The 24,144-nt window shown below is 64.2% G+C and carries 20 protein-coding genes; 8 read left to right on the top strand and 12 right to left on the bottom strand.

Features of this window, described 5'->3' with window-relative positions; all coding sequences use genetic code 11:
• Positions 1–12 precede the first annotated feature (12 nt).
• Both ACRARG_RS11155 and ACRARG_RS11160 read left to right on the top strand, forming a co-directional pair.
• Complete coding sequence (locus tag ACRARG_RS11155; RefSeq protein ID WP_432690081.1) at positions 13–885, top strand: trypsin-like serine peptidase; 873 nt, start codon at positions 13–15, stop codon at positions 883–885.
• A 184-nt stretch (positions 886–1,069) separates the two neighbouring features.
• Entirely contained in the window at positions 1,070–1,534 is a 465-nt protein-coding gene (locus ACRARG_RS11160) for an Hsp20 family protein (RefSeq protein ID WP_432690082.1), read from the top strand.
• A 98-nt stretch (positions 1,535–1,632) separates the two neighbouring features.
• Here ACRARG_RS11160 and ACRARG_RS11165 read toward each other — a convergent pair whose 3' ends face one another.
• Positions 1,633–2,544 carry a DMT family transporter gene (locus tag ACRARG_RS11165; RefSeq protein ID WP_432690083.1) on the bottom strand — a complete coding sequence of 304 codons (912 nt, stop codon included), beginning with the start codon at positions 2,542–2,544 and terminating at the stop codon, positions 1,633–1,635.
• Between the two features lie 358 nt (positions 2,545–2,902).
• Between ACRARG_RS11165 and ACRARG_RS11170 the strand changes: the two genes are divergently transcribed.
• Entirely contained in the window at positions 2,903–4,237 is a 1,335-nt protein-coding gene (locus ACRARG_RS11170; protein WP_432690084.1) for a DEAD/DEAH box helicase, read from the top strand.
• 274 nt (positions 4,238–4,511) lie between these two features.
• Here the strand turns inward: ACRARG_RS11170 and amaB are convergent, their stop codons facing one another.
• The 5 genes from amaB to ACRARG_RS11195 all read right to left on the bottom strand — a co-directional run bounded on the left by amaB (position 4,512) and on the right by ACRARG_RS11195 (position 9,744).
• Positions 4,512–6,032 (bottom strand): L-piperidine-6-carboxylate dehydrogenase, encoded by a 1,521-nt coding sequence (gene amaB, locus ACRARG_RS11175; RefSeq protein ID WP_432690085.1) that lies wholly within the window; start codon positions 6,030–6,032, stop codon positions 4,512–4,514.
• Positions 6,033–6,107: 75 nt separating this feature from the next.
• Positions 6,108–6,494, bottom strand: a complete 387-nt coding sequence (locus ACRARG_RS11180; RefSeq protein ID WP_432690086.1) for a PaaI family thioesterase — start codon at positions 6,492–6,494, stop codon at positions 6,108–6,110.
• A gap of 63 nt (positions 6,495–6,557) precedes the next feature.
• Entirely contained in the window at positions 6,558–7,178 is a 621-nt protein-coding gene (locus ACRARG_RS11185; protein ID WP_432690087.1) for a VOC family protein, read from the bottom strand.
• Complete coding sequence (locus ACRARG_RS11190; RefSeq protein WP_432690088.1) at positions 7,175–7,594, bottom strand: GlcG/HbpS family heme-binding protein; 420 nt, start codon at positions 7,592–7,594, stop codon at positions 7,175–7,177. The genes ACRARG_RS11185 and ACRARG_RS11190 overlap by 4 nt, the downstream gene beginning before the upstream one ends.
• Positions 7,591–9,744, bottom strand: a complete 2,154-nt coding sequence (locus tag ACRARG_RS11195) for a malate synthase G (protein ID WP_432690089.1) — start codon at positions 9,742–9,744, stop codon at positions 7,591–7,593. Before ACRARG_RS11195 ends, ACRARG_RS11190 begins: the two co-directional genes overlap by 4 nt.
• An 88-nt stretch (positions 9,745–9,832) precedes the next feature.
• Here ACRARG_RS11195 and ACRARG_RS11200 point away from each other — a divergent pair, with 88 nt between their 5' ends.
• Complete coding sequence (locus ACRARG_RS11200) at positions 9,833–10,591, top strand: IclR family transcriptional regulator (RefSeq protein WP_432690090.1); 759 nt, start codon at positions 9,833–9,835, stop codon at positions 10,589–10,591.
• On the opposite strand, the gene ACRARG_RS11205 is transcribed toward ACRARG_RS11200, so the two are convergent.
• From ACRARG_RS11205 to secA, 3 genes are all read right to left on the bottom strand, one after another.
• Positions 10,588–12,147 carry a phosphate ABC transporter substrate-binding/OmpA family protein gene (locus ACRARG_RS11205; RefSeq protein WP_432690091.1) on the bottom strand — a complete coding sequence of 520 codons (1,560 nt, stop codon included), beginning with the start codon at positions 12,145–12,147 and terminating at the stop codon, positions 10,588–10,590. The two genes, ACRARG_RS11200 and ACRARG_RS11205, sit on opposite strands and share 4 nt — an antisense overlap.
• Positions 12,148–12,169: 22 nt before the next feature.
• Positions 12,170–13,303: a translocase gene (locus tag ACRARG_RS11210; RefSeq protein WP_432690092.1), complete on the bottom strand. Its 1,134-nt coding sequence runs from the start codon at positions 13,301–13,303 to the stop codon at positions 12,170–12,172.
• 94 nt (positions 13,304–13,397) lie between these two features.
• Positions 13,398–16,157 carry a preprotein translocase subunit SecA gene (gene secA, locus ACRARG_RS11215; protein ID WP_432690093.1) on the bottom strand — a complete coding sequence of 920 codons (2,760 nt, stop codon included), beginning with the start codon at positions 16,155–16,157 and terminating at the stop codon, positions 13,398–13,400.
• 175 nt (positions 16,158–16,332) lie between these two features.
• Here secA and ACRARG_RS11220 point away from each other — a divergent pair, with 175 nt between their 5' ends.
• From ACRARG_RS11220 to ACRARG_RS11235, 4 genes are all read left to right on the top strand, one after another.
• Positions 16,333–17,220: a foldase protein PrsA gene (locus ACRARG_RS11220; RefSeq protein WP_432690094.1), complete on the top strand. Its 888-nt coding sequence runs from the start codon at positions 16,333–16,335 to the stop codon at positions 17,218–17,220.
• A gap of 5 nt (positions 17,221–17,225) precedes the next feature.
• Positions 17,226–18,455 (top strand): bifunctional glutamate N-acetyltransferase/amino-acid acetyltransferase ArgJ, encoded by a 1,230-nt coding sequence (argJ, locus tag ACRARG_RS11225; RefSeq protein ID WP_432690095.1) that lies wholly within the window; start codon positions 17,226–17,228, stop codon positions 18,453–18,455.
• A 45-nt stretch (positions 18,456–18,500) separates the two neighbouring features.
• Positions 18,501–18,902, top strand: coding sequence for a (deoxy)nucleoside triphosphate pyrophosphohydrolase (locus ACRARG_RS11230; protein ID WP_432690096.1), 402 nt, complete (start codon positions 18,501–18,503; stop codon positions 18,900–18,902).
• Positions 18,903–19,004: 102 nt separating this feature from the next.
• Positions 19,005–19,244, top strand: a complete 240-nt coding sequence (locus tag ACRARG_RS11235; protein WP_432691394.1) for a hypothetical protein — start codon at positions 19,005–19,007, stop codon at positions 19,242–19,244.
• 132 nt (positions 19,245–19,376) lie between these two features.
• On the opposite strand, the gene infB is transcribed toward ACRARG_RS11235, so the two are convergent.
• From infB to nusA, 3 genes are read right to left on the bottom strand one after another with little or no spacing between them, the layout of a single operon-like run.
• The gene (gene infB / locus ACRARG_RS11240) at positions 19,377–21,863 is read right to left on the bottom strand and encodes a translation initiation factor IF-2 (RefSeq protein ID WP_432690097.1); all 2,487 of its coding nucleotides are present in this window, start codon (positions 21,861–21,863) and stop codon (positions 19,377–19,379) included.
• Between the two features lie 52 nt (positions 21,864–21,915).
• Positions 21,916–22,506: an RNA-binding protein gene (locus ACRARG_RS11245; RefSeq protein WP_432690098.1), complete on the bottom strand. Its 591-nt coding sequence runs from the start codon at positions 22,504–22,506 to the stop codon at positions 21,916–21,918.
• A gap of 26 nt (positions 22,507–22,532) precedes the next feature.
• Positions 22,533–24,143, bottom strand: coding sequence for a transcription termination factor NusA (nusA, locus tag ACRARG_RS11250; RefSeq protein ID WP_432690099.1), 1,611 nt, complete (start codon positions 24,141–24,143; stop codon positions 22,533–22,535).
• Between the last annotated feature and the right edge of the window lies 1 nt (position 24,144).

A 24,144-nucleotide genomic window follows, 5' to 3' on the forward strand; every position in this document is an offset into this window, starting at 1 on the left:
GCCAGGTAACCCATGTTTCGATCGTCTTTCCGAGTGGTCAGAACGACCCTCGCCCTTCTTCTTGCGCTCACCGCACCGCTTGCTGCCCAGGACACGGCCCTCAGACGGCTGGACACCGGCGACGACGGACGCGGCTGGGAAGCGGTCGGGCGGCTGGATATCGACGGCAAGGGCTTCTGCACCGGCGCACTGATTGCCGAGGACCTCGTGCTGACCGCCGCGCATTGCCTGTTTGACCTGCGCACCGGCAAAACCTTTGACCTCGACCGGATGGAATTCCTCGCCGGCTGGCGCAATGGCCGCGCCTCCGCCTATCGCAAGATCCGCAACGCGGTCGTGCCGCCCGACTACGACACCACGTCGAAAATCACCCCAAATCGGGTGCGCAGCGATTTCGCTCTGCTTCAGCTTTACCAGCCGATCCGCAACACCACCGTCATCCCCTTCGACACCGATCTCAGCCCGCGGACAGGCGCCCATATCGCCATCGTCTCCTACGCTCATAACCGGTCCGAAGCGCCCGCCCTGCAGGAAACCTGCAATGTGCTGGCAAAACAGGAGGGCGCGCTGGTCATGTCCTGCCAGGTCGATTTCGGCTCCTCCGGCGCGCCGGTTTTCGGGTTCGGGCCGGACGGCACGCCGCGCATCGTCTCCGTCGTCTCCGCCAAGGCAGAGGTCAGCGGGCGGAACGTGTCCCTCGGCACCGATCTGGGACAGCTGAACTTCATGCGGGCGGAACTGGCGCAGGGCCGCGGGCGCGAACTGCCCCCGGTGCTGGGCAATGAAACCGCGACGACCCTTGTGTCCGAGCCTCCGAAAATGACCAGGGTCACGTCCGGCTCCCGCTTCCCCAGCGGCGCCAAATCGGTGCGCCCGGGACAGTAGACCTTCGAGGGACATAAAACTCGGCCCCGGCGCGCCGGCACATGGCGCGACCCCGACCCCTTGAAACCCCGCACAGCCTTTCCCACCTAACTGCTATCGGGATGCCTCACGAGGGCCCGATGACGAACCGCCTGTCCCCATCGGGAAGGCACTAACATACTGTTATCGCTCAAAGAGGATGACCATGCGTAATTTTGATCTCGCACCGCTCTACCGTGCAACCGTCGGCTTCGACCAGCTTGCAGACATGATGGACCGCGTTCTGTCCAACGATGTCGCCCAGCCGACCTACCCGCCCTACAATATCGAAAAGATCGATCAGGACAGCTACCGCATCACGATCGCCGTCGCCGGCTTCACCGATGAGGAACTCTCGATCGAACTTAAGGACCACGCCCTGATCGTCTCTGCCAAGAAGGCTGAAGAAGACAAGCGTGCCTACCTGCATCGCGGCATCGCCACCCGAGCGTTTGAGCGGCGTTTCGCTCTCGCCGATCACGTGAAGGTGACGGGTGCTTCTCATGCGGATGGCATGCTCCACATTGATCTTGTGCGCGAAGTACCCGAGGCGCTGAAACCCCGCCGGATCGAGATCTCCAAAGGTCAGACGGTCCAGGGCAAGGCCCTCGAGGCGCAGGAAACCGCCTGAACTCCAGAGGCGGAGTGAACCTTAGACTTACCCTCGATTTCACTGGGGCGCGGCGCAGGTCGCGCCCCTTTCCTTTGGGTGGCCCAGAATGACCCGCGTCAGGACCGCAGCGCCAGTACCCCGGCCGCCACGATCGTCCCGATCCCCAGCGTCGTCAGCGCATCCGGAATATCGCCGAAAAACAGCATCCCCCAGAGCACGGCAAAGCCCACATAGGCAAAGTCGAACGACCCGATGACCGAGGGGCGCCCGTTCTGATAGGCAATCGCATTCCCGACATTGCCGATCAGGATCGACAGGGCCATGACCAGAAGCGTGATCCAGCCCGTCCCCTCCGGCCAGATCCAGCCCATGGTCAGGAATGTCCCGTCCGAAGCCGCGAATGCGGACACGGCAAGCAGTCCGATTGCGCCCGTCAGAACAAAGCCGACATTCAGGGACGCGGCCAGAACCACCGGCTCCACCTCCCGGCACTTGCTGCGAGTGACGATCATCGCCCCGGCATAGAGCATGGCAGACCCCAGCGGCAGCAAAGCAAACGGGTTGATCTGCCCCGCCTCCGGCCGCAGCACCAGCAGCACGCCCGCAAACCCCGCAACAACGGCCAGCCAGCCCCGACCGCTGATGCGCTCCCCCAGAAAGAGCGCTGAGAAGAGCGTGATGAAGATCGGCAGCGTGTAATACCCCGCCGCCGCGACCGACAGCGTCAGATGCGGTAGTGACAGGTAGTAAAGCACCCACATCGCCACCAGCATCAGGCAACGCAGCGCGATCCATCCCAGCCCGTCCCGCCGCAGGCTCAGCCCGCCGGGCCGTGTCGCCAGATAGCCCACCAGCACCGGCAAAACGATCGCCGACCGGCAGAGGAAGATCTGCCACAGACCGAAGGCATTGCTGGTCAGCTTGACCAGCGCATCCCCCAGCGACAGGGCCGCCACCGTCACGACGATGGCCGTGACCGCAAGGCTCATACGGTCGGCTCTCAACGTGGGACTGGCATCGGTCGGCATGAAACACTCCTTACAGATCGGCAGGGTAAACGCCGCAGCACAGCGCCGCAAACAGCCTCCTGACACAATCGCACAGGCAACAAGGCGCATCGCACTGCCTGCAACTTCTTGACTTATCCCGCGGAAAGCCCCATCTCACCCCTGTCGCTGCGCTGCCGCGTGAGCAAGCCGCGCGCCCCCGGGCCCGCATCGGCGACACCGAATGCAACTTTCCCTTTCACGCAGGATCGTTCGACCGTGGCCGCGCCGCCGGGAAGAGCCCGTCTGCGCCCGCGCCCCGGCAACCCGCGACCCGCGCCTTACCGCGCGGATGGAAAGTCACGCCGCCGCATCCCGCGCCGGCCCGAAAGGATACTCTTTGTTCGATTTCGACACGCTCGGCCTGACGCCGAGCCTTCATGACGCGCTGAAAGGCGCCGGATTCTCCGAACCCACCCCGATTCAGGCGCAGGCCATCCCGCCCGCGCTGGAAGGCCGCGACGTGCTGGGCCTGGCCCAGACCGGCACCGGCAAGACGCTGGCGTTTTCCCTGCCCATCGTGAACCGGCTGCTGGAAAACCCCGGCAAACCGCTGCCCAAGACCGCCAAGGCGCTGATCCTCGCGCCGACCCGTGAACTGGCCAACCAGATCGTGGACAACATCCGCCAGCTGACCGAAAACGCCCGCATCCGGGTGACCGTTGTCGTCGGCGGCCAGTCGATCAACCGTCAGATCAACACGCTCTCGCGCGGGACCGACATCCTCGTCGCCACGCCCGGCCGCCTGATCGACCTGATGGACCGCAAGGCGGTGGACCTCTCGACCGTGAAGAACCTCGTTCTGGACGAGGCCGACCAGATGCTCGACATGGGCTTTATCCATGCCCTGCGCCGCATCGCGCCGCATCTGGGCACGCCGCGCCAGACCATGCTGTTCTCGGCCACCATGCCGAAACAGATGGAGGAGCTGAGCCGCGCCTATCTGAACGATCCGATCCGCGTGCAGGTCTCCCCTCCGGGCAAGACCGCCGACAAGATCGAACAGTCGATCCACTTCCTGTCCAAGAATGACAAGCCCGCCAAGCTGCGGGAGATCCTGTCGGCCGATCCCGATGCGCTGACGCTGGTCTTCGCCCGTACCAAGCACGGGGCGGAGCGGCTGATGAAGGGCCTCGTCAAGGACGGCTTCAACGCCGCCTCGATCCACGGCAACAAAAGCCAGGGCCAGCGCGACCGCGCCATCGCCAATTTCAAATCCGGCGAGATCTCGATCCTCGTGGCGACCGATGTGGCCGCGCGCGGCATCGACATTCCCGGCGTGGCCTATGTGGTGAACTACGACCTGCCCGAAGTGCCGGACAACTACGTCCACCGCATCGGCCGGACCGCCCGCGCCGGGCGTGAGGGCACCGCGATTGCCTTCTGCGACAGCGAAGAGCTCGACCTGCTGCGCCAGATCGAAAAGACCATCGGGATCGAGATCGAGACCGCCAGCGGCACCCGCCCCGCCATGCGTCCGGGCCAGCAGGCCCCTGCCAAGAAAGGCGGCGGCCGGGGTCGTGGCCGGGGTGGACGCGGCGGCGGTGGTGGCCAGGGTCAAGGTCAAGGCCAGCGTCAGGACAAACCCAAGGCACAATCCGCATCGCAGGGCGACAAACCCAAATCGGCCAACGGCAAACCCCGCCGACCCCGCCGCCGTCGCGCGGCAGCGTAAGGCTGAACCTGAGAAAAAGCAGCGCCTGTCAGGGCGCCGTTTCCGCTTGTTACCCCACCAGCCTTGCGAGCGCCGACCCGCGGGGTGGCGTCCAACCTCTGATCGGTCGCTTTATCTCATCGTGATAGCTATGCCCCCAGAGGCCGCAGCGGCGTCAGCCAAGCGCCGCCCCGGGGGGCGGGTCGGCGCTCGCACGGCGGCTTCGCCTTGATTCCGTGCGGGGGACCGTTCTACCCGGGGCGCCCGCACGGCTCCTGTCGGGCCGCAAACCTCCTCAGATATCGAACACCACACCCTGCGCCAGCGGCAGCTCACTGGAATAGTTGATCGTGTTCGTCGCCCGCCGCATATAGGCCCGCCAGGCGTCCGATCCGCTCTCGCGCCCGCCGCCGGTCTCCTTTTCCCCGCCAAAGGCGCCACCGATCTCCGCCCCCGACGTCCCGATGTTCACATTGGCAATCCCGCAGTCGGAGCCGCGCGCCGACAGGAACACCTCCATCTCCCGCAGATCGGTCGTGAAGATGGAGGAGGAGAGCCCGCCGCCAACCGCATTGTGATCCTCGATCACCGTGTCGAAATCATCGTATTTCATGACGTAGAGGATCGGCGCGAAGGTCTCCCGCAGCACCGGGCCGTCATGCACCGGCATCTCCACCAGCGCGGGCTTCACGTAATAGGAGGTCTCCGGCCCGACCGGCTCCCGCCCGCCGCCATGCACGACACCGCCAAGCGCCGCCGCTTCCTCCAGCGCCTGACCCATCCCGTCAAACGCCGCCTTGTCGATCAGCGGACCAACCAGCGCCTGCGTCTCCAGCGGGTTGCCCACACTGACCGACCCGTAAGCCTTGATCAGCGCCGGCACGATCTGGTCATAGACGGAGGCATGCACAAAAAGCCGCCGCATCGTCGTGCAGCGCTGCCCCGCCGTGCCCATGGCGCCAAAGGCAATCGCCCGCAGCGCCATGTCCATATCGGCGGATGGGCAGACGATCCCGGCATTGTTCCCGCCCAGCTCCAGAATGCATTTGCCGAACCGCGCCGCCACTTTCGGCCCGACGATCCGCCCCATGCGCGTGGACCCGGTGGCAGAGATCAGCGCGACCTTTTCGCTCTCGACCAGCGCCTCCCCCACGGCGGGCCCGCCGACCAGAACCTGGCTCAGCCCCTCCGGCGCGTCATCGCCGAACCGTGCAATCGCCCGCTCCAGCACCGCCTGGCAGGCGAGCGCCGTCAGCGGCGTCTTCTCCGACGGTTTCCACACAACCGGATCGCCGCAGACCAGCGCCAGCGCGGAATTCCAGCACCAGGGCGCACAGGGGAAGTTGAAGGCGGTGATGATGCCCACCACGCCCAGCGGATGCCAGGTTTCCATCATCCGGTGACCGGGCCGCTCCGTCGCGATGGTCAGACCGTAAAGCTGCCGCGACAGGCCGACGGCAAAATCGCAGATGTCGATCATCTCCTGCACCTCGCCCAGACCTTCGGACGGCGATTTGCCCGCCTCGATAGAGACCATGCGCCCGAGATCCTCCTTGGACTTGCGCAGCTCCTCGGCAAAAAGCCGCACGAGCTCGCCCCGCCGCGGCGCGGGCACCATGCGCCATGTGCGGAAGGCGGTGGCAGCAAGGTCGATCGCCGCTTCCGTCTCTGCCACCGAATGTTCGGCCAGGGTCGCCACGACCTCCCCGGTCACGGGGGACACAACCTCCATCCCGCCGGACACATCCAGCGCAGCAGAGACGCCGCAGGCCTCCATCGTATCAGCGGTCACGGCGGCAAGCGGTTTGGTCAGCATGGGTCGGGCCTTTCACGGAAATGAGTCGCCCACAGACTGCCACGCCCCGCGCCCGCCTGCACCCCCGGCCGGCGCTTATTTCGACCCGATATGGCTGGTCGTCAGGTCAAGCAGCACCCGGCCCTCGTCGGATGTGACTTCTGTACGCACAACGATCAGCGTCCGGCCCTTCTTGACGAACCTCGCATGCGCGGTGAGCACCCCCTTGTCGGTATTCGACAGCACCTGCGCGGTGACGTTGATCGCCAGCGGAAAGCCCGACATCCCGCCAGAGGCCTGCGCCCCCTGCAACGCCAGCGTCGTCGCCGTCACATCGGCAAACCAGATCAGCGCGCCCGCATGCACCGTGCCAAAGGGGTTCAAGATCCCCTCCTGCACCGGCATGGTGCCCCGCGCCTCCTCGCTTGAGATCAGGCGGGTCTGAAACCTCAGATGACCGGCGAATTCCTTCGGATCTTTCATCACATGTCCTCCCTGCGCCGGAGGATGTAGCGCCTTGGCGTCACTGTCTAGTTAAGTATCCGACTATTTGAGCGTCACCACCCGGTCGCCAATCGCAATCTCCGCCGTCAGCCCCTTGAGCCCCTCCTCAAACACCACACGCGGATCGTCGAAAAGCGGCGCAAGCCAGTCGCGCGCCTCTGCGATCCGGGGATGGGACAGCGTGAGCTTGCGCAGCTCCGCCCCCGCGCCCTGCATCCGGGTCGGCGGCAGCGGATCGGCGTTCCACTGGATGACCGAGGGCAGAACACCCTCCATCCCCATGCCACCATCATCGGGGACGGTCAGCAGCCAGGACAGATCGCCCCGCGTCACCGGAATGGGCTGACCCTGCTCCGGCGTCAGATAGGGCCGGATCGCCTCCATGTCCCGGCAGCGCACCACCCAGTGGGCCAGCCAGGGCGTCAGGAATGTCCGGTCCAGCCCGAACCACCGGATACGTCCCGGATCGGGCGCCTCGGGATTGACCGCGATCACCTCCAGAAACTCGGCCTCCCCCAGCCGCATCAGGTGATTATGCGTGCCCATCAGCGGATGTTCCCCGCCAAACGGCATGTCGAGCCCGGTCATCTCTTTCACATGCGCCACGCCCCGGTCCAGCGGGTTCGCCACGACGACGATATGATCAAGCTCCAGCAGGCTCACGACGCCAGCACGGCGTCGAGCCCGGCCTGCGCCACCTCCATATCCTGCGCGGGCGTGCCCGAGGATACGCCGATCCCGCCGACACAGGCGCCATCCACCATGACCGGCAGACCACCGCCCACCACCATCAGCCGCCCGCCAATGGCAGAGGCGATCCCATAGGCCGGCTTGCCCGGCTGGCTCGCCTCGCCATATTCATGCGTCGCCTTCTTGGCGCCAGAGGCGGTGTAGCTCTTGTCGATCGCGATGGTGGTAGAGGTCACCTTGCCCCCCTCCATCCGCTCAAACGCGATCAGATTGCCCGCATCGTCGGTGATTGCGATGCACATGGGCACGCCGATTTCCGTGGCCTTGGCCTTGGCGGCCTCCAGCATCACCCGTGCGTCCTTCAGATCCAGCCGCTGAACCGTGATCATGCCCAATACTCCTTTGCCTTGCGCCGTGCCGCATGCAGCACCGGCTCCGTATAGCCCGAGGGTTGCGACACCCCGGTAAAGATCAGATCGCGCGCCGCCTGAAAGGCCGGGGCCTCGGGGTTCTCGACCAGCGACTTATAACCCGCATCACCTGCATTCTGCGCGTCGACCTTGGCCGCCATGCGCAGCAGTGCCGCCTCGACCTCCGCCTCTGTCACCAGCCCGTGCACCAGCCAGTTGGCAAGGTATTGGGAGGAGATGCGCAAAGTCGCCCGGTCCTCCATCAGCCCCACGTCATGGATATCGGGCACCTTGGAACAGCCGACCCCCTGATCGACCCAGCGCACGACATAGCCGAGGATCCCCTGGCAGTTGTTGTCCAGATCGCGCTGCACTTCCTCTTCGGTCAGGTTCCGTCCGGCCAGCACCGGCGGCACCAGCAGATCGTCGAGCGAGGCACGAGGGCGGGACGCCAGCTCATCCTGCCGGTCCGAAACGCTCACCTGATGATAATGCGTTGCATGCAGGGTCGCGGCGGTAGGGGACGGCACCCAGGCCGTATTCGCCCCCGCCATCGGATGCCCCTGCTTCACCTTCAGCATTTCGGCCATCATGTCGGGCTTGGCCCACATGCCCTTGCCGATCTGCCCTTTGCCCCGCAGGCCCAAAGCGAGCCCGGCATCTACGTTGCCATCCTCATAGGCCTTCAGCCAGACAGAGCCCGCCATCTCCCCCTTGGGAATGAACGGCCCCAGCTGCATGGAGGTGTGGATCTCATCCCCCGTCCGGTCCAGGAACCCGGTGTTGATAAACACCAGCCGGTCCTTCACCGCCCGCATGCATTCCCGCAGGTTGGCAGAGGTTCGGCGTTCCTCATCCATCACCCCCAGCTTCACGGTATTGAGCGGCAGGCCAAGGATCGCCTCCACCTCCGCATACATACGGTTGGCAAAGGCCACTTCTTCCGGCCCGTGCATCTTGGGTTTCACCACATAGACCGATCCGGCGCGGGAATTGCGTGGCCCCGCGGTTTTTTTCAGGTCATGCATGGCACAGGCAACGGTCACCAGCGCATCCAGCATCCCCTCCGGCGTCTCCTCCCCTTCGAACAGCACCGCATCCGTGGTCATCAGATGGCCCACATTCCGCACCAGCAGCAGCGCGCGGCCCGGCAGCACCAGTGGCGACCCGTCGGGCGCGGTGAACAGGTAGTCGGGGTTCAGCGCACGGGTCACCGTCTTGCCGCCCTTCTCGAAACTCTCCGTCAGGTCACCTTTCATCAGGCCCAGCCAGTTGGCATAGACCTCCGTCTTGTCGGCGGCATCCACGGCGGCAACGCTGTCTTCACAATCCTGAATCGCCGTCATCGCCGATTCCAGCACCACGTCGCGCAGACCGGAGGCCGAGGCCGCCCCAACCGGATGCGACGGGTCGATCACCAGCTCGATATGCAGCCCATTGTGCACCAGCATGTAGGAGGCCGTCTCCCCCGCCTCCGAATACCCCACAAAACAGGACGGATCGGCGAAGGAATGGACCGATCCGTCCACCTCTGCCGCCAGCGTCTCACCCTCCCGCCGATAGGCTGTCACGCCAGCATGGGAAGCCCCCTCCAAAGGCACCGCCCCGTCTAGAAACTCCGCCGCCCAGGCCACCGCCTGCGCGCCGCGCTTCGGGTCATAGCCCTTGCCCTCCGGCGCGCCCGGCAGGGCGTCGGTGCCATAGAGCGCGTCGTACAAGGACCCCCACCGCGCATTCGCCGCGTTCAGCGCAAACCGCGCATTCATCACCGGCACCACCAGTTGCGGCCCGGCGATGGAGGCGATCTCCGGATCAACATTCTCCGTCCCGATGGTGAAATCCGGCCCCTCGGGAACCAGATAGCCGATCTCCTCCAGGAAGGCGCGATAGGCGGCGGCATCCCAGTCCTGCCCCTTGCGCCCCTCGACCCAGGCGTCGATCTTGGCCTGCAGCGTGTCGCGCACCTCCAGCAGGCGCAGGTTCTCCGGCACCAGATCGCGCAGCATATTGGCATATCCGGCCCAGAAGGCCTCTGCCGGAACATCCGTACCGGGCAGCACCTGCTCTTCGACGAGCTGGGCAAGAACCTCGGCCACCTGCAGGCCGGCGCGGTCGACATAGTTGGTCATGATGGGGCGACTCCTTTGTTACGCCCAAGCTAGCGCAGCCCGCATCAAAAAGGATGACGCATCTGAGAGTTTTCCGTATCGTGGAAACATGGCCGCCTCCGTGCAATCCCTCGACCGGGCGCTCACCCTGCTTGAGCTTGTCGCCGCCGATCCCGAAGGGCGGCGGCTGTCGGACCTTGCCCGCGCGGCGGGGCTGGCCGTCTCGACCACCCACCGCCTGCTGACGACGCTGGAACAGCGCGGCTTTGTCCAGACCGATGCAACCACGGCCCGCTGGCATGTGGGCCGCCGCGCCCATACCGTTGGCGCTGCCTGGAGCACGGCGCGCACCCTTCTGGCCCCCGCCCTGCCGCATCTGCGCCGCCTGCGCGATGCCACGCGGGAGACCGCCAATCTCGGCATCCTCGAAGGCGCCCATGTCGTCACCGTTTCCCAGGCCGAAAGCCGGGAGATCATGCGCGCCATCTCGCCCCCCGGCGGCCGCGTCCCGATCCTCTGTTCGGGCATGGGCAAGGCCATCGTCGCCACTTGGGACGACAGCCAGATCGCGGCGCTGATCGACCGCGACGGGCTGACGCCCGCCACCGCACACAGCCTGACCAGCCGCAGCGCCGTCCAGGCCGATATCAGCGCGATCCGCGCCCGGGGTTATGCGATAGATGACGAGGAATTCGTGATCGGCCTGCGCTGCGTCGCCGCCGTGATCCGTGGCCCGGGGGGCGAGCCTGTTGGCGCCGTCTCCGTCTCCGGCCTCGCCGCGCGGATGACCCCGGCCAAAGTCGCGGCCTCTGCCGAAAAGGTCATGCAGATCGCCGATACCCTCTCGGGCGTCAGCATGGAGGCCTAGCGGATCCAGACCTCCACCCGCCGGTTCACCTGCCGCCCCCAGGGGCTTTCGTCGCAGGCCATCGGCATCGCCTCGCCAAAGGCATCGACCTCCATGTCAATCCGGTCCAGATCGGCCAGCCGTGCCGCCGCGATCACCGATTTTCGCACCGCCTCCGCCCGCTTAGCGGCGATATTCCGGTTCGCCGTGGCATCGCCCCGCCCGTCGGAAAAACCGACAAACAGAATCTCGCGCCCGTCATAAACGCCACTTTCCAGCGCCGTGGCGAATTGTTCCACGTTCGACCGCGATTGCGCATCCAGCAAGGCCGAGCCCGCCTCGAACCGGAACGATGTCGTCAGACGTTTCATCGGCGCCAGCACCGTCACCATCCGCTGCAGTTCAGCCAGACCGATCTCCTGCCCGGCCTGCGCAATCGCATTGGCAAAGCGCTGTCCCTGCATGTCGATGGGAATTTCTTCCGGCATCTGGTCGACAAATCCGGCCCGGCGGATCACCAGCTGCGCGGCGGGCTGGCGGGTATAAGCCAGAAACTCGCGCGCCAGCTGCGGCACCCGGCGCATCGGCATATACAGAAACACCGGCGCGGTCAGCGGATAATCCTCGGTCTTGGCATTGACCCGGGCGGACCGGATGGTGAAACCGCAGGCCCCGCTCAGCGCCAGCGGCACGGCCGCGCCCACCTCAGAGGACGTGGTCAGCCCGATGGCAAACGGGTCTGCCAGAACGGCACGGACCAGCGCCGCATCGCTGCCATGCCGGACTGCTGTCTCGGCCAGCGCCGCCCGCTCCGGCACCAGCAGACGATCCTCCACCAATTGACCCAGCCCCGACCGCGCGTCGCGCAGATGCGGCACGATGGGGGCATCCGGGCCACCCAGATCCTGCCAGTTGTCGACCCGACCCGAATAGATCGCGGCCAGCTGCGGCATGGTCAGCGCCTGAACCGGCAGGCCCGGCGCCACAATCGGCACCAGCGCATCCAGCGCCAGAACCCGGTTGCGCCCCCGGGCCCGCAGATTGCCCAGCCCTGCCTCGATCGCGCGGCGCAGCTCGTCGGGCCGGATCTCCCGCAGGGCCATGACAAGATCGGCCTGATTGGCCAGCAGATCGGCAAAGCCTTCATCGGTATTGCTGGACCGGATGGTAAAGCGGCCCGACACCGCGCCGCTGTCCTTATCGGCCAGCACATAGGTCACCAGCCCCGGCTCTGCCTCCTCCCGCGTGACGGTATATCCGTGCCGCAGGGCAAAGCCTTCGACCAGAGCAGGCAGCAGGACCTGCCCGGTTGTCGCCGCGCCGGAAATCCGCAGCTCTGCGACAAAGGCCTCCAGATTGGGGCAGGCCGGGCCGGAACAGACAACGCCCGACCCATCGACGGTCAGCTCGCCGAACTCCGTATCCACGCGGTAAAATTCACCGTCGAAACTCAGCAGGTTTCCGGCAATCTCGACGCTGCCATCGCGCGACGTCAGCGTGACATCCTGCGCCAGACCCGCCGCCCATGAACATAACACAAAAAGTGCGGCGCAGATCGCCGCACGGCATGCCGACATTCCCGACCTCTTGGACCGCCTCTCAGTTGGAGGCGATCTTCAGGTCATCGACAATGTTTTTCAACAGCAGAAAGTCACCCACGGCATCGCAATCCGGCATCGTCACCTCGATTGCCGAGGGTGCAAGCGACAGGGCATCGGCCACATGCAGGATATCGGCCGTGACCTTCCGGCCGCAATTCAGATCCGTGACCGCCAGTTCCAGGTTCAGCTCCACGCTGCCGCCTCTCTCCGCCGTCATGGTGGGAAAGGTATAGACATCGGCCATCAGGGCACCGTCGACCTCTTCATCGCCCAGGCGGACGACAAAGCCGCCCTTGCCAGTGGCCGCGACCGACATGTCGCGCGGCGCGCCCGGCCAGACATGACCCTCTTCGCCGTAATCTGCCCCGAATTCCAGCGCATGCAGCGTCATGCCTGCCTTGCCGTGCCACTGAACGACCGAGCGGTCGTAAAAGGCCAGCGAATTGACTTCGACCTCCACCGCGGCGGCATTGCCGTCCTGCATCCGCGCAACAAAAAGCGCCGACTCGGTCAGCGCCGGCACGATCACGCCGGCATGTCCTGCTGCATCGGTCATGACGGTAAAGGTCATGCCTTCATGGCTGAAAGTCGCCCGCGCATCGGGCTGACACGGCGCATCAAGCTCCAGCGACACCATGGCGGCGGCGGTAACTTCTCCGCTCAGGTTCACAAGGCAGCTCTCTGTCGCCTCGGGTTGATCGATGGCGGTGCGGTCCTGCGCAGCTGTGACCTGACCCGCCGGACCGTCATCCAGTCGGTCCCCGTCCAGAGTATCCTCAGCCGTGGCGAGCACGGGGACCACGGCGGGCTGGTCCGCATCATCCGCGAACGCGACCTCTGCCGGATCGGCAATTTCCGGGACCTCTGCATCCATATCCGGCAGGACGTCCTGCGCGCCGGCGGCCGCAGAGGTGAGCGTGATATCGTCCAGCTGAACCGACATGTCCGATGCAAGCGGATCAGCGGCGCGCTCACCGCTGGCGGTATGATCGGCCATATCCGACGACTGACGCGCCTCGGCCAGTGCGACGGCGACTGGCGCCTGCGGCTTTTCCGTCTGTACAAAGGCACCGATCGCAACTGCGATCACCAGCGTTCCGCCTCCGATCGCGAGCGTGCTGCGCTTGACCATGACCCTCTCCGTTCATTCTCAAGGCAGGAATGAACTCAAAAATGGGCATGTTTGTGGCGGCGGTATGGAAGTTTAGCGCCGCCAGAGGCACCGGTTACTCCAGCGCCCCATGGCAATGTTTGTACTTCTTGCCAGAGCCGCAGGGGCAGGGTGAATTCCGCCCCACATCGCCCCAGTTCGCCGGATCGGAATCGTCGAAATCCTCGTCGGCGCCTTCCATCATGGGGGCAAGCGCCTTTTCCTGTTCCGAATTCAGCGGCGAAATCGGCTCCACCGGTTTCGGCTTGCGCGCCTCGGCGGCCGCTTCCGCCGCTTTCCGCTGCGCCTCCATCTGGGCCTGCATCATCGCCAGCTGCTGTTGCTGCTCGGCTTCCGTCAGCGGACGCACACGACCCAGAGTACGGGTCACATCCTCGCGCAGACCGTCCAGCATCGACTGGAACAGGGCAAACGCCTCTGTCTTGTATTCGTTCAGCGGGTCGCGCTGCGCATACCCGCGGAAGCCAACGACCGAGCGCAGATGTTCCAGCGTCAGCAGGTGCTCACGCCATTTCGCATCGATCGACTGCAGCAGCACCTGCTTTTCGATCGAGCGCATATTCTCCGCCCCGAATTCATAGGCCTTCTTGGCCATATACTTGTCCGAGGCCTCCTCCAGCCGCTCGGCAATGACCTCGTCATCCACGCCTTCCTCGGCGATCCAGTCCCGGATCGGCGCCTCGATGTTCAGCCGGTCACGCACCGCCTCTGTCAGACCCTCGCCGTCCCACTGGTCGGCATAGGTCTTGGGCGGGATGTACTGCGTCACAATATCGTCGATCACCTGATGCCGCATGTCCTCGACAATCTCGGACAGATCGGCGCTTTCCATGATCTCCATACGCTGGCTGAAGACGAGCTTCCGCTGGTCGTTCATCACATCGTCGAACTTCAGCACGTTCTTCCGCATGTCGAAGTTGCGGCCCTCGACCTTGGCCTGGGCCCGTTCCAGCGACTTGTTCACCCAGGGGTGGATGATCGCCTCGCCATCCTTCATGCCCAGCGAGGACAGCACCTTATCCAGACGTTCCGACCCGAAGATCCGCATCAGGTCGTCTTCCAGCGACAGGAAGAAGGACGACCGGCCCGGATCCCCCTGACGGCCCGAACGACCGCGCAGCTGGTTGTCGATCCGGCGGCTCTCATGCCGTTCGGTGGCCAGAACAAACAGACCGCCGGCGGCTTTCACCTCTTCCTCGGCCTTGTCATGCTCTGCCTCGATCCGGGCGCGGATCGCTTCCGGATCGCCCTCGGGATCGGCCGCGATGGCCTCCATGATCTTGAACTCGACATTGCCGCCCAGTTTGATGTCCGTCCCGCGGCCCGCCATGTTGGTGGCGATGGTGATCGCGCCCAGCTTGCCGGCATCGGCGACGATCTGCGCCTCCTGCTCATGCTGGCGCGCGTTCAGAACATTGTGCTTGAGGCCCGCGGCCGTCAGCAGCTGCGACAGGATCTCCGACTTCTCGATAGAGGTCGTACCGACCAGCGTCGGCTGACCCTTCTCATGCGCCTCTTTGATCTTTTCGACGATGGCGGCGTATTTTTCCTGCGTGGTGCGATAAACGGCATCGTCATCGTCCACCCGCGCAATCGGCCGGTTGGTCGGCACTTCGACCACACCCAGACCGTAAATCTCCATGAATTCCTCCGCCTCGGTGGCGGCCGTGCCGGTCATGCCCGACAGCTTGTCGTAAAGCCGGAAGTAGTTCTGGAAGGTCACCTGCGCCAGCGTCACGTTCTCCGGCTGGATCTGCACGCCCTCCTTCGCTTCGATGGCCTGATGCAGACCCTCGGACAGGCGCCGCCCGGCCATCATCCGGCCGGTGAATTCGTCGATCAGCACCACCTCGCCATTGCGGACGATGTAATCCTTGTCCTTGTTGAACAGCTTATGCGCCCTGAGACCCTGGTTCACATGATGCACGATCGTGGTCGACTCAGGGTCGTAGAGCGTCTGATCCTCCGGCAGGATGCCGTTCTCATGCAGCAGCGCTTCCAGCTTTTCGTTGCCGTCGTCCGTAAAGGTCACCTGCCGCTGCTTTTCGTCGATGGTGAAATCACCGTCATTCAGCACCGGGATCAGCTTGTCGATACTCAGGTAGAGATCCGACCGGTCCTGCGCCGGGCCCGAGATGATCAGCGGTGTCCGCGCCTCGTCGATCAGGATGCTGTCCACCTCGTCGACGATCGCGAAATTATGCCCGCGCTGGAACATCTCATTGATGTCGCCCTTCATATTGTCGCGCAGATAGTCAAAACCCAGCTCGTTATTCGTGGCATAGGTAATGTCGCACCGATAGGCGGCCATCTTCTCATCCGCCGGCTGCTGCGGGTAGACGACCCCGGTCGTCAGCCCAAGCGCGGCAAAGACATTCGACATCCAGTCGGCGTCGCGCCGGGCCAGATAGTCGTTCACGGTAACGACATGTACACCTTTTCCGCCCAAAGCATTCAGATAGGCCGGGAAGGTTGCGACCAGCGTCTTGCCTTCACCCGTCTTCATTTCAGAGATATTGCCCTGATGCAGGAAAATCCCGCCCATCAGCTGAACGTCAAAGGCCCGGAGCCCCAGCGCACGCTTCGCGGCCTCACGGCAATTGGCAAAGGCTTCGGGCAGCAGATGATCCAGGCTCTCGCCGTCGGCGATACGTTTCTGGAACTCTGCCGTCTTCTCTTTCAGCCCCTCGTCCGACAGCTTTTCGAATTCAGGCTCAAGCGCATTGATCTTCTGGACAAGCGGCCGGGTTGCCTTGACTTTCCGGTCGTTCGGCGTGCCGAACACCTTTTTGGCAAGTGTTCCCATTCCCAGCATAGTTTGATCCGATCGCTTGTTGACGCCGATGTGTTGGCAGTTTGCTTGTACCCCCCAGATGAGCCCCTTAGAAGCAGGGTCAAGCCGGCGGGATCGCAAAGGCACATGCCGATGTAAGGAACCGCCCCAACCCTGTCAACGCTGCGCCCTGACGCAGTCAATCAAAGGTTCGACCATGACCCTACGTCTCAGCCATGCTCTGGCCCTCATCCTGACCACCGCGCTGGCCACGCCCGCCCTGGCCCAGCAGTCGACCGATACGAACGACGCCTCTGCCGCGGATACCGGCACTGCCGATCTCAATACGGTTGTGGCGACGGTCAACGGCACCGACATCACCCTGGGGCACATGATCCTCGTACGCACGGGCCTGCCCCAGCAGTACAATCAGGTCGAACCGGAACTTCTGTTCGACGGGATCCTCCAGCAGCTCATTCAGCAGACCGCGCTGATGCAGGCCTGGGAAGGTGAAACCCCGGCACGCGTCGATATCGCGATCGACAATCAGAAACGGTCGCTCCTCGCGGCAGAGGAGGTCGGGCGCGTCATGCTGAACGATGTGACCGAAGATCAGATCAATACGGCCTATCAGGAAAAATACGGCGCATCGGCCCCAAGTACCGAATACAAGGCCGCCCATATCCTCGTCAAAACAGAGGAAGAGGCGAAAGCCATCGTGGAAGAGCTCAAGGGCGGCGCGGATTTCGCCAAACTGGCGCAGGAAAAATCCACCGGCCCCTCGGGCCCGAATGGCGGTGAACTGGGCTGGTTCGGCCCCGGCATGATGGTCGCGCCCTTTGAGGAGGCCGTCGTGGCCATGTCCCCGGGCTCGATTTCGGAACCCGTCGAAACGCAGTTCGGCTGGCATGTGATCAAGCTCGACGAAACGCGCCTCAAGGACGCGCCGGCCCTTGATGAAGTCCGCGACGAAATCCACGCCGAGGTGGAGCAGAAAATCGTCAAAGCATACATTGACGAGGTGGTCGAAAACGCGAATGTAGACAGAAGCGGCGCCGACAAGATCGACCGCACGCTGGTGAACAATATCAACCTGCTGGAGTAATCCATATGGGTGGCACCCCCCCGCTTTCTCCCCTCGCCCCCGCCGCTTTTCCTGACCTTCCGGTCATTGGCGGCGTCGAATTCGCAACAGCCCAGGCAGGGGTGAAATACAAGGGGCGGACCGATGTCATGCTGGCGCGGCTCGCGCCCGGCACGACCATGGCGGGGGTCTTCACCCGCTCTGCCACCCGCTCCGCCCCGGTGCTGGATTGCCAGGCCAAGATCGGCCTCGACAGCACCGGCCCGGCGGCCATCGTGGTGAACTCCGGCAATTCCAATGCCTTCACCGGCAAGAACGGCATCGCCTCGACAGAGGCGGTGACGGCGGCCGCCTCTGCCGCGCTTGGCATCGACGCCGCGCGCATCTTCACCTCCTCCACCGGGGTGATCGGGGAGCCGCTCCCGCATGACCGCATCACCGCCAAGCTCGACGAGCTGGCGGCGAACCTCAGCCCCGATGGCATCGCAGAGGCCGCCAAGGCCATCATGACCACCGACACCTACCCCAAGGGTGCCGCGACTGAGGTTAAGATCGGCGGCCAGACCGTGAAGATCGCCGGCTTTGCCAAGGGCTCCGGCATGATCGCGCCCGATATGGCGACGATGCTGGTCTATCTCTTTACCGATGCCGCCGTGGACCGGCCCGTGCTGCAGTCCATGGTCTCTGCCGCGGCCGACCTGACCTTCAACTGCATCACCGTCGATAGTGACACCTCCACCTCCGACACGCTGCTCTGCGCCGCCACCGGCGCCTCCGGCATCCGCGTCACGGAAAATGACACTGCCTTCATCGATGCCCTGCAGAGCGTGATGCTCGACCTCGCACATCAGGTGGTGAAGGATGGCGAAGGCGCGACGAAATTCGTCACGATCCACATCACTGGCGCCGCCTCTGATGCCGATGCCAAGACCCACGGCATGTCCATCGCCAATTCGCCGCTGATCAAGACCGCCATCGCAGGCGAAGATCCCAACTGGGGCCGCGTCGTCATGGCCATCGGCAAAAGCGGCGCCGCCGCCGACCGCGACCTGCTGTCGATCTGGTTCGGCGATGTGCTGGTGGCCGACAAGGGCTGGCGTTCTCCCGACTACAAGGAGGAGCAGGGCGCCGCGCATATGAAGGGCGAGGCCATCGACATCAAGGTCGACCTCGGCCTTGGCGGCGGCACCGCCACCGTCTGGACCTGCGACCTGACCCACGGCTACATCTCGATCAACGCCGACTACCGCTCGTAGGATGGGTGAAATCACCCATCCTACCCAAACGGCCGGGACCCGCTCATGACCCGTATCGTCCTTGTCTCCGCCGTCGCGCTGATCGATGCCGACGGGCGTGTTCTGCTGGCGCAGAGGCCCGAAGGCAAATCCATGGCAGGCCTCTGGGAATTCCCCGGCGGCAAGGTGGAACCCGGCGAAAGCCCCGAAGCCGCGCTGATCCGCGAACTGCAGGAAGAGCTGGGGATCGACACCTGGGCCTCCTGCCTTGCGCCGCTGACCTTCGCCAGCCATGCCTATGACGACTTCCACCTGCTGATGCCGCTGTTTGCCTGCCGCAAGTGGGAGGGCATCCCTCAGGCCAGAGAGGGCCAGACCCTGGCCTGGGCGAAACCGAATCAACTGCGCGACTATCCCATGCCGCCAGCAGATATTCCGCTCATACCTATACTAAGGGATTGGCTCTAGGCGATTTCTGCCTAATTTTTTCACGCCGCGCTGCAACAATTCTCGCTGCAGCGCAACAGAAATTGTGAAATACTCATGCTCTCGACACATAATATCCAAAATATGACAGATTTTTTCGCATTTCTGGAAACTATTTCTAGTTTGGAAACCCACGATCCGGTAATTTGTAACAGTCGAATGAATTTAATGGGGAGAGGTCAAATGCTCAGAACGATCACAGTCGGTTCCTGTGTTTCCGTGCAGGGCACCTTCGTACGCACCCTGAATGATGGGCGTGTCGAGGTCCGTGTTGGAAATCAGGTCTTCAGTGGCGTGCCGGTTTCTTCTGCCGCCGCCGCATAAGCCCGGGGTCCGATCCGGACCCGGCGAACAGATTTAAAAACGGGCGCCTGATCAGCGCCCGTTTTTTATTGCCTGCCGGAAAACAAAAACCCCCGCACCGGGCGGGGGTTTTGTGACATACGCCGGGATAGATCAGAGCGTCCGCTCGACCTCTTCCCGTTCAAAGATCTCGATGACATCGCCGGGGCGGATATCGTCGTAATTCTCAAAGGCCATACCGCATTCCTGACCGGAAATGACCTCGGCCACTTCGTCCTTGAACCGCTTCAGCGTCTTCAGCGTGCCCTCATGGATCACGACATCGTCGCGCAGCAGGCGCACACCGGCAGAGCGGCGCGCCACACCTTCGGTGACCAGACAACCCGCAACCTTGCCGACATTGGAGACCTTGAAGACCTCCTTGATCTGGGCATAGCCGATGAAGGTCTCGCGGATTTCAGCAGACAGCAGGCCGGAGGCCGCGGCTTTCACATCATCCACCAGATCGTAGATCACCGAATAATACCGGATCTCCACACCCTTCTGGTTGGCCGAGTTCCGCGCCGGCGCGTTGGCCCGCACGTTGAAGCCGAACACAGGCGCACCGGAGGCTTCCGCCAGACCGATATCCGATTCGGTGATCGCGCCCACGCCGGAATGCAGCACCCGCACGCGGACCTCGTCATTGCCGATCTTCTCCATCGCCTGAACGATGGCTTCGGCCGAGCCCTGCACGTCCGCTTTCACGAGGATCGGCATCTCCGTGACATTCTCGTCGTCCTTGGCGCGCTGCATCAGCTGTTCCAGCGTCGTCGCAGCACCCAGAGCGGCGCGTTTGTCCTTGGCGGCCTTCTCGCGGTATTCCGCAATCTCGCGCGCCTGCGCCTCCGTCGAGGTCACGTTCAGCACGTCACCAGCCTCGGGCGTACCGTTCAGGCCCAGCACCTCGACGGGCACGGACGGACCGGCCTCTTTGACGCGCTCGCCCTTGTCGTTCACCAGCGCACGGACCTTACCGTACTGCTCGCCCACAACAAAGATGTCGCCCTGACGCAGGGTGCCGTTCTGGACCAGAACGGTCGCGACGGGGCCACGGCCCACGTCCAGCTGCGCCTCGATCACGGCACCCATGGCGGCGCGGTCGGGGTTGGCCTTCAGTTCCAGAATTTCGGCCTGCAGCGCGATGGCTTCCAGCAGCTCGTCCAGACCCTGACCCGTATGGGCCGAGACCTCGACATCCTGCACATCACCGGACATCTGCTCCACGATCACCTCGTGTTGCAGCAGGGCGGTACGCACCTTCTGCGGGTCGGCTTCCGGCTTGTCGACCTTGTTGATCGCCACGATCATCGGCACACCGGCCGCTTTCGCATGGCTGATCGCCTCCACCGTCTGGGGCATCACGGCATCATCCGCCGCAACCACCAGAACCACGATATCCGTCACCTGCGCGCCACGGGCCCGCATGGAGGTAAAGGCCGCGTGGCCGGGCGTATCGAGAAAGGTCAGAAGCTGCCCGCCATCCGTCGTCACCTGATAGGCGCCGATATGCTGGGTGATGCCACCGGCCTCACCCGCGACAACCTTGGCATTCCGAATCGCGTCCAGAAGCGAGGTCTTGCCGTGGTCGACATGGCCCATGATCGTAATGACGGGGGCGCGGGGTTTCAGATCCTCGGCCTTGTCCTCGACTTCCTTGATCACGTCCTCGACGTCCGAATCCGACACGCGGACCACGTTATGGCCGAACTCTTCGATGATCAGCTCCGCGGTATCCGCGTCGATCGTCTGGTTCTGCGTGACCATCATGCCGTTCTGCATCAGCGCCTTGACGACATCGCCAACACGTTCCGCCATCCGGTTGGCCAGCTCGCCGACCATGATCGCTTCCGGCAGCTGCACGTCGCGCACGACCTTCTCACGGGAGACGGGGCCACCCATCGCTTTCTGACGCGCCCGCTCCTGCTTGCGCTTCATCGCGGCCATGGATTTCTGACGGCCACCTTCCCCACCGGACAGCGCCTGGTTCAGCGTCAGCTTGCCAGAGCGGCGGTTGCCATCGTCGCGACCCTTGCCCTTGCCGGCACGGTCTTCGCGTTCAGCAGTCCGGGCGGGGCGTTCCTGTGCGGCACGGGCCGCAGGCGCGGTGCGGCGCGGGCCGCTATCCTCATCGGGCGCGGGCTGGGCAGCGGCTGCAGCGGCACGCTTGGCGGCCTCTTCGGCCTCCCGCTTCTCGCGCTCTTCGGCTTCGGCCTTGGCCTTCAGCGCCTCTTCGCGCTCTTTCTCTTCGCGGGCCTTGGCTTCGGCCTCCTCGCGGCGACGCTCACGCTCTTCCTCGCGGGCCTTCTCTTCGGCTTCGCGGGCGGCCTCTTCCTCTGCCGCACGGGCATTGGCGGCCTGAACGGCCTTCAGGCGGCGTTCCATCTCCGCATCGGTGATCCCGGCGGGGCGTTTCGACGGATCACCCAGAGGCGTCCCGCCACCCGGCTTGCCGGCACCGGGCTTCGGCACCACAACGCGCTTGCGTTTGGTTTCGACCACGACATTCTTCGTGCGCCCGTGGCTGAAGCTCTGCTTCACGTTCCCCGGACGGGAACCTCCACGTACACCGAGAGTTTTCTTGCCGTCGTTCTCACTCATGTGATCCATGTATCCTTCCAGGCGGGACCCTCCCGCCGTCTTTCCGCTGTCGTCAGACGCGCAGACCTTTCAGTCTTGCGGCTTCCTCTACAACTCTTTTGCTCAGACCGCCAGTTCCTAAGGCGGCGTGTATGACAGTTTCCCGACCAAAGGCCAAGCCCAGCTCGTTTGCGGTGAGCCAGCCGATAAAACTGCCCATGTAAGGGGTCGAGAGTTTGCTCTTGCCGCGCTCCGACCCGTCGCTGGCCTGAATCAGCGTCTCCGCCTCATCCTTGGACAGCCAATCCTTAACTTTCTCATAGCCCGCCACCGCATCGCCGGACTTGCGCGCCAGCGCCAGCAGGCTTGTGACCCGCTGCACCAGCATCCCCTCGATCAGCGCAGCCAGATCCTCAGGCACGGTGACCTGGGTCCGCGCCGCCCGCGCGAAGAGCTTCTTCTTCACCGCCGTCTCCAGCGCGTCCCGGGTGGAGCTCACCCAGATGCCACGCCCCGGCAGCTTTTCCATCACATCGGGGACCAGCTGGCCCTCCGGACCCACGACAAAGCGGATCAGCCCGGATTTGGGCTGAACCTCTCCGGTCGCAATACATTTCCGCTCCGGCTCCCCGGAGCGGTCCTTGTCCTGGCCGCCTCTTGTCATCTCGGGCGCTCCCGTTCCGGTCCGGCTCAGGCGTCCGCCTGAACCTCAACCTCTTCCGAGGCTTCTTCGGTCTCCAGCTCGGCCGGATCGACCCAGCCCAGCAGGACCCGCGCGGTCATGACCATATGCTGCGCCTCTTCCAGAGAGATCTCGAAAGGTTCGAGAATGCCGTCGTCCTTGACGCGCTCGCCATTGTCGGTGGTCCAGCCGCCGGCCAGTTCCCAGTCGGCGCAGGTGGCGAAATCTTCCAGCGTCTTCACGCCGTCTTCGGCCAGTGCCTGTACCATCTGGGGTGTCAGACCTTCGAATTCAATAAGGCTGTCTTCGGCACCCAGCTCCCGCGCCTTCTCAAGCGCGGCCTTGGCCTGGGCCTCCAGCACGTCGCGGGCGCGGGCCTGCAGCTCGGTCGCGGTGTCTTCGTCGACGCCGTCGATCACCAGCAGCTCGTCGACCTCGACATAAGCGACCTCTTCCAGGTTGGTGAACCCTTCGGAAACCAGCAGCTGGGCAAAGAATTCGTCCAGATCGAGGTTGTCCATGAACAGCTTGGTACGTTCCTCGAACTCCTTCTGACGGCGGGCGGATTCCTCCTCCTCCGTCATGATGTCGATGTCGAGCGCGGTCAGCTGCGAGGCCAGACGCACGTTCTGACCGCGACGGCCGATGGCCAGCGACAGCTGCTCTTCCGGCACCACGACCTCGATCCGCTCCGCATCCTCGTCAAAGACGACCTTGGACACTTCGGCCGGCTGCAGCGCGTTCACCAGGAAGGTCGGCACATCCTCGTTCCACGGGATGATGTCGATCTTTTCGCCCTGCAGCTCGTTCACAACGGCCTGCACACGGGAACCACGCATACCGACGCAGGCGCCCACCGGATCGATCGAATTGTCATAGGACACAACGGCGATCTTCGCGCGCGATCCGGGGTCCCGGGCCACGGCCTTGATCTCGATAATGCCTTCGTAGATCTCCGGCACTTCCATCTTGAAGAGCTCGGCCATGAACTGCGGATCGGTCCGGGACAGGAAGATCTGCGGCCCGCGCTGTTCGCGGCGCACATCCTTGACGTAGCAGCGGATGCGGTCGTTCGGGCGATAGCTCTCGCGGCCGATCTTCTCGTTGCGGCGCAGGATGCCTTCGCCCTGGCCCACATCGACGATGACGTTGCCGTATTCCTCGCGCTTGACGACACCGTTGATGATCGTGCCGGCGCGGTCCTTGAACTCTTCGTACTGGCGATCCCGCTCGGCTTCGCGGACCTTCTGCAGGATCACCTGCTTGGCGGATTGCGCCGCGATCCGGCCCATGTCGACCGGCGGAACCTCTTCGACATAGGTGTCGCCCACCTGCGGATCGGCCATATATTGCTTGGCCTGCTCCACGGTCATCTCGGCCTGGTAATTCTCCAGCTCTTCATCCTCGACCACGGTGCGGACGCGGGTAAAGGTCGCGCGGCCGGTCTTGCGGTCGATGGAAACACGGATGTCCATCTCCGCCCCGTAACGGGACTTCGCGGCCCGGGCGAGCGATTCTTCCATCGCCTCGACCACCAGACCGGGGTCGATCATCTTCTCGCGGGCAACCGCCTCGGCGGTCTGAAGCAGTTCAAGCTGGTTGGCAGAGGTAATCGCCATG

Origin of the sequence: Pseudooceanicola profundi (assembly GCF_050897955.1) — a bacterium.
In the GTDB taxonomy this organism is placed as follows: Bacteria; Pseudomonadota; Alphaproteobacteria; order Rhodobacterales; family Rhodobacteraceae; genus Pseudooceanicola.

What these genes read in the sequence shown, in the direction of transcription:
- ACRARG_RS11155 (WP_432690081.1), top strand. Translation starts at nt 13, where the DNA reads ATGTTTCGATCGTCTTTCCGAGTGGTCAGAACGACCCTCGCCCTTCTT.
- ACRARG_RS11160 (WP_432690082.1), top strand. Translation starts at nt 1,070, where the DNA reads ATGCGTAATTTTGATCTCGCACCGCTCTACCGTGCAACCGTCGGCTTC.
- ACRARG_RS11165 (WP_432690083.1), bottom strand. Translation starts at nt 2,544, where the DNA reads ATGCCGACCGATGCCAGTCCCACGTTGAGAGCCGACCGTATGAGCCTT.
- amaB (WP_432690085.1), bottom strand. Translation starts at nt 6,032, where the DNA reads ATGCTGACCAAACCGCTTGCCGCCGTGACCGCTGATACGATGGAGGCC.
- ACRARG_RS11180 (WP_432690086.1), bottom strand. Translation starts at nt 6,494, where the DNA reads ATGAAAGATCCGAAGGAATTCGCCGGTCATCTGAGGTTTCAGACCCGC.
- ACRARG_RS11190 (WP_432690088.1), bottom strand. Translation starts at nt 7,594, where the DNA reads ATGATCACGGTTCAGCGGCTGGATCTGAAGGACGCACGGGTGATGCTG.
- ACRARG_RS11195 (WP_432690089.1), bottom strand. Translation starts at nt 9,744, where the DNA reads ATGACCAACTATGTCGACCGCGCCGGCCTGCAGGTGGCCGAGGTTCTT.
- ACRARG_RS11200 (WP_432690090.1), top strand. Translation starts at nt 9,833, where the DNA reads ATGGCCGCCTCCGTGCAATCCCTCGACCGGGCGCTCACCCTGCTTGAG.
- ACRARG_RS11205 (WP_432690091.1), bottom strand. Translation starts at nt 12,147, where the DNA reads ATGTCGGCATGCCGTGCGGCGATCTGCGCCGCACTTTTTGTGTTATGT.
- ACRARG_RS11210 (WP_432690092.1), bottom strand. Translation starts at nt 13,303, where the DNA reads ATGGTCAAGCGCAGCACGCTCGCGATCGGAGGCGGAACGCTGGTGATC.
- secA (WP_432690093.1), bottom strand. Translation starts at nt 16,157, where the DNA reads ATGCTGGGAATGGGAACACTTGCCAAAAAGGTGTTCGGCACGCCGAAC.
- ACRARG_RS11220 (WP_432690094.1), top strand. Translation starts at nt 16,333, where the DNA reads ATGACCCTACGTCTCAGCCATGCTCTGGCCCTCATCCTGACCACCGCG.
- argJ (WP_432690095.1), top strand. Translation starts at nt 17,226, where the DNA reads ATGGGTGGCACCCCCCCGCTTTCTCCCCTCGCCCCCGCCGCTTTTCCT.
- ACRARG_RS11230 (WP_432690096.1), top strand. Translation starts at nt 18,501, where the DNA reads ATGACCCGTATCGTCCTTGTCTCCGCCGTCGCGCTGATCGATGCCGAC.
- ACRARG_RS11235 (WP_432691394.1), top strand. Translation starts at nt 19,005, where the DNA reads ATGACAGATTTTTTCGCATTTCTGGAAACTATTTCTAGTTTGGAAACC.
- infB (WP_432690097.1), bottom strand. Translation starts at nt 21,863, where the DNA reads ATGAGTGAGAACGACGGCAAGAAAACTCTCGGTGTACGTGGAGGTTCC.
- ACRARG_RS11245 (WP_432690098.1), bottom strand. Translation starts at nt 22,506, where the DNA reads ATGACAAGAGGCGGCCAGGACAAGGACCGCTCCGGGGAGCCGGAGCGG.
- nusA (WP_432690099.1), bottom strand. Translation starts at nt 24,143, where the DNA reads ATGGCGATTACCTCTGCCAACCAGCTTGAACTGCTTCAGACCGCCGAG.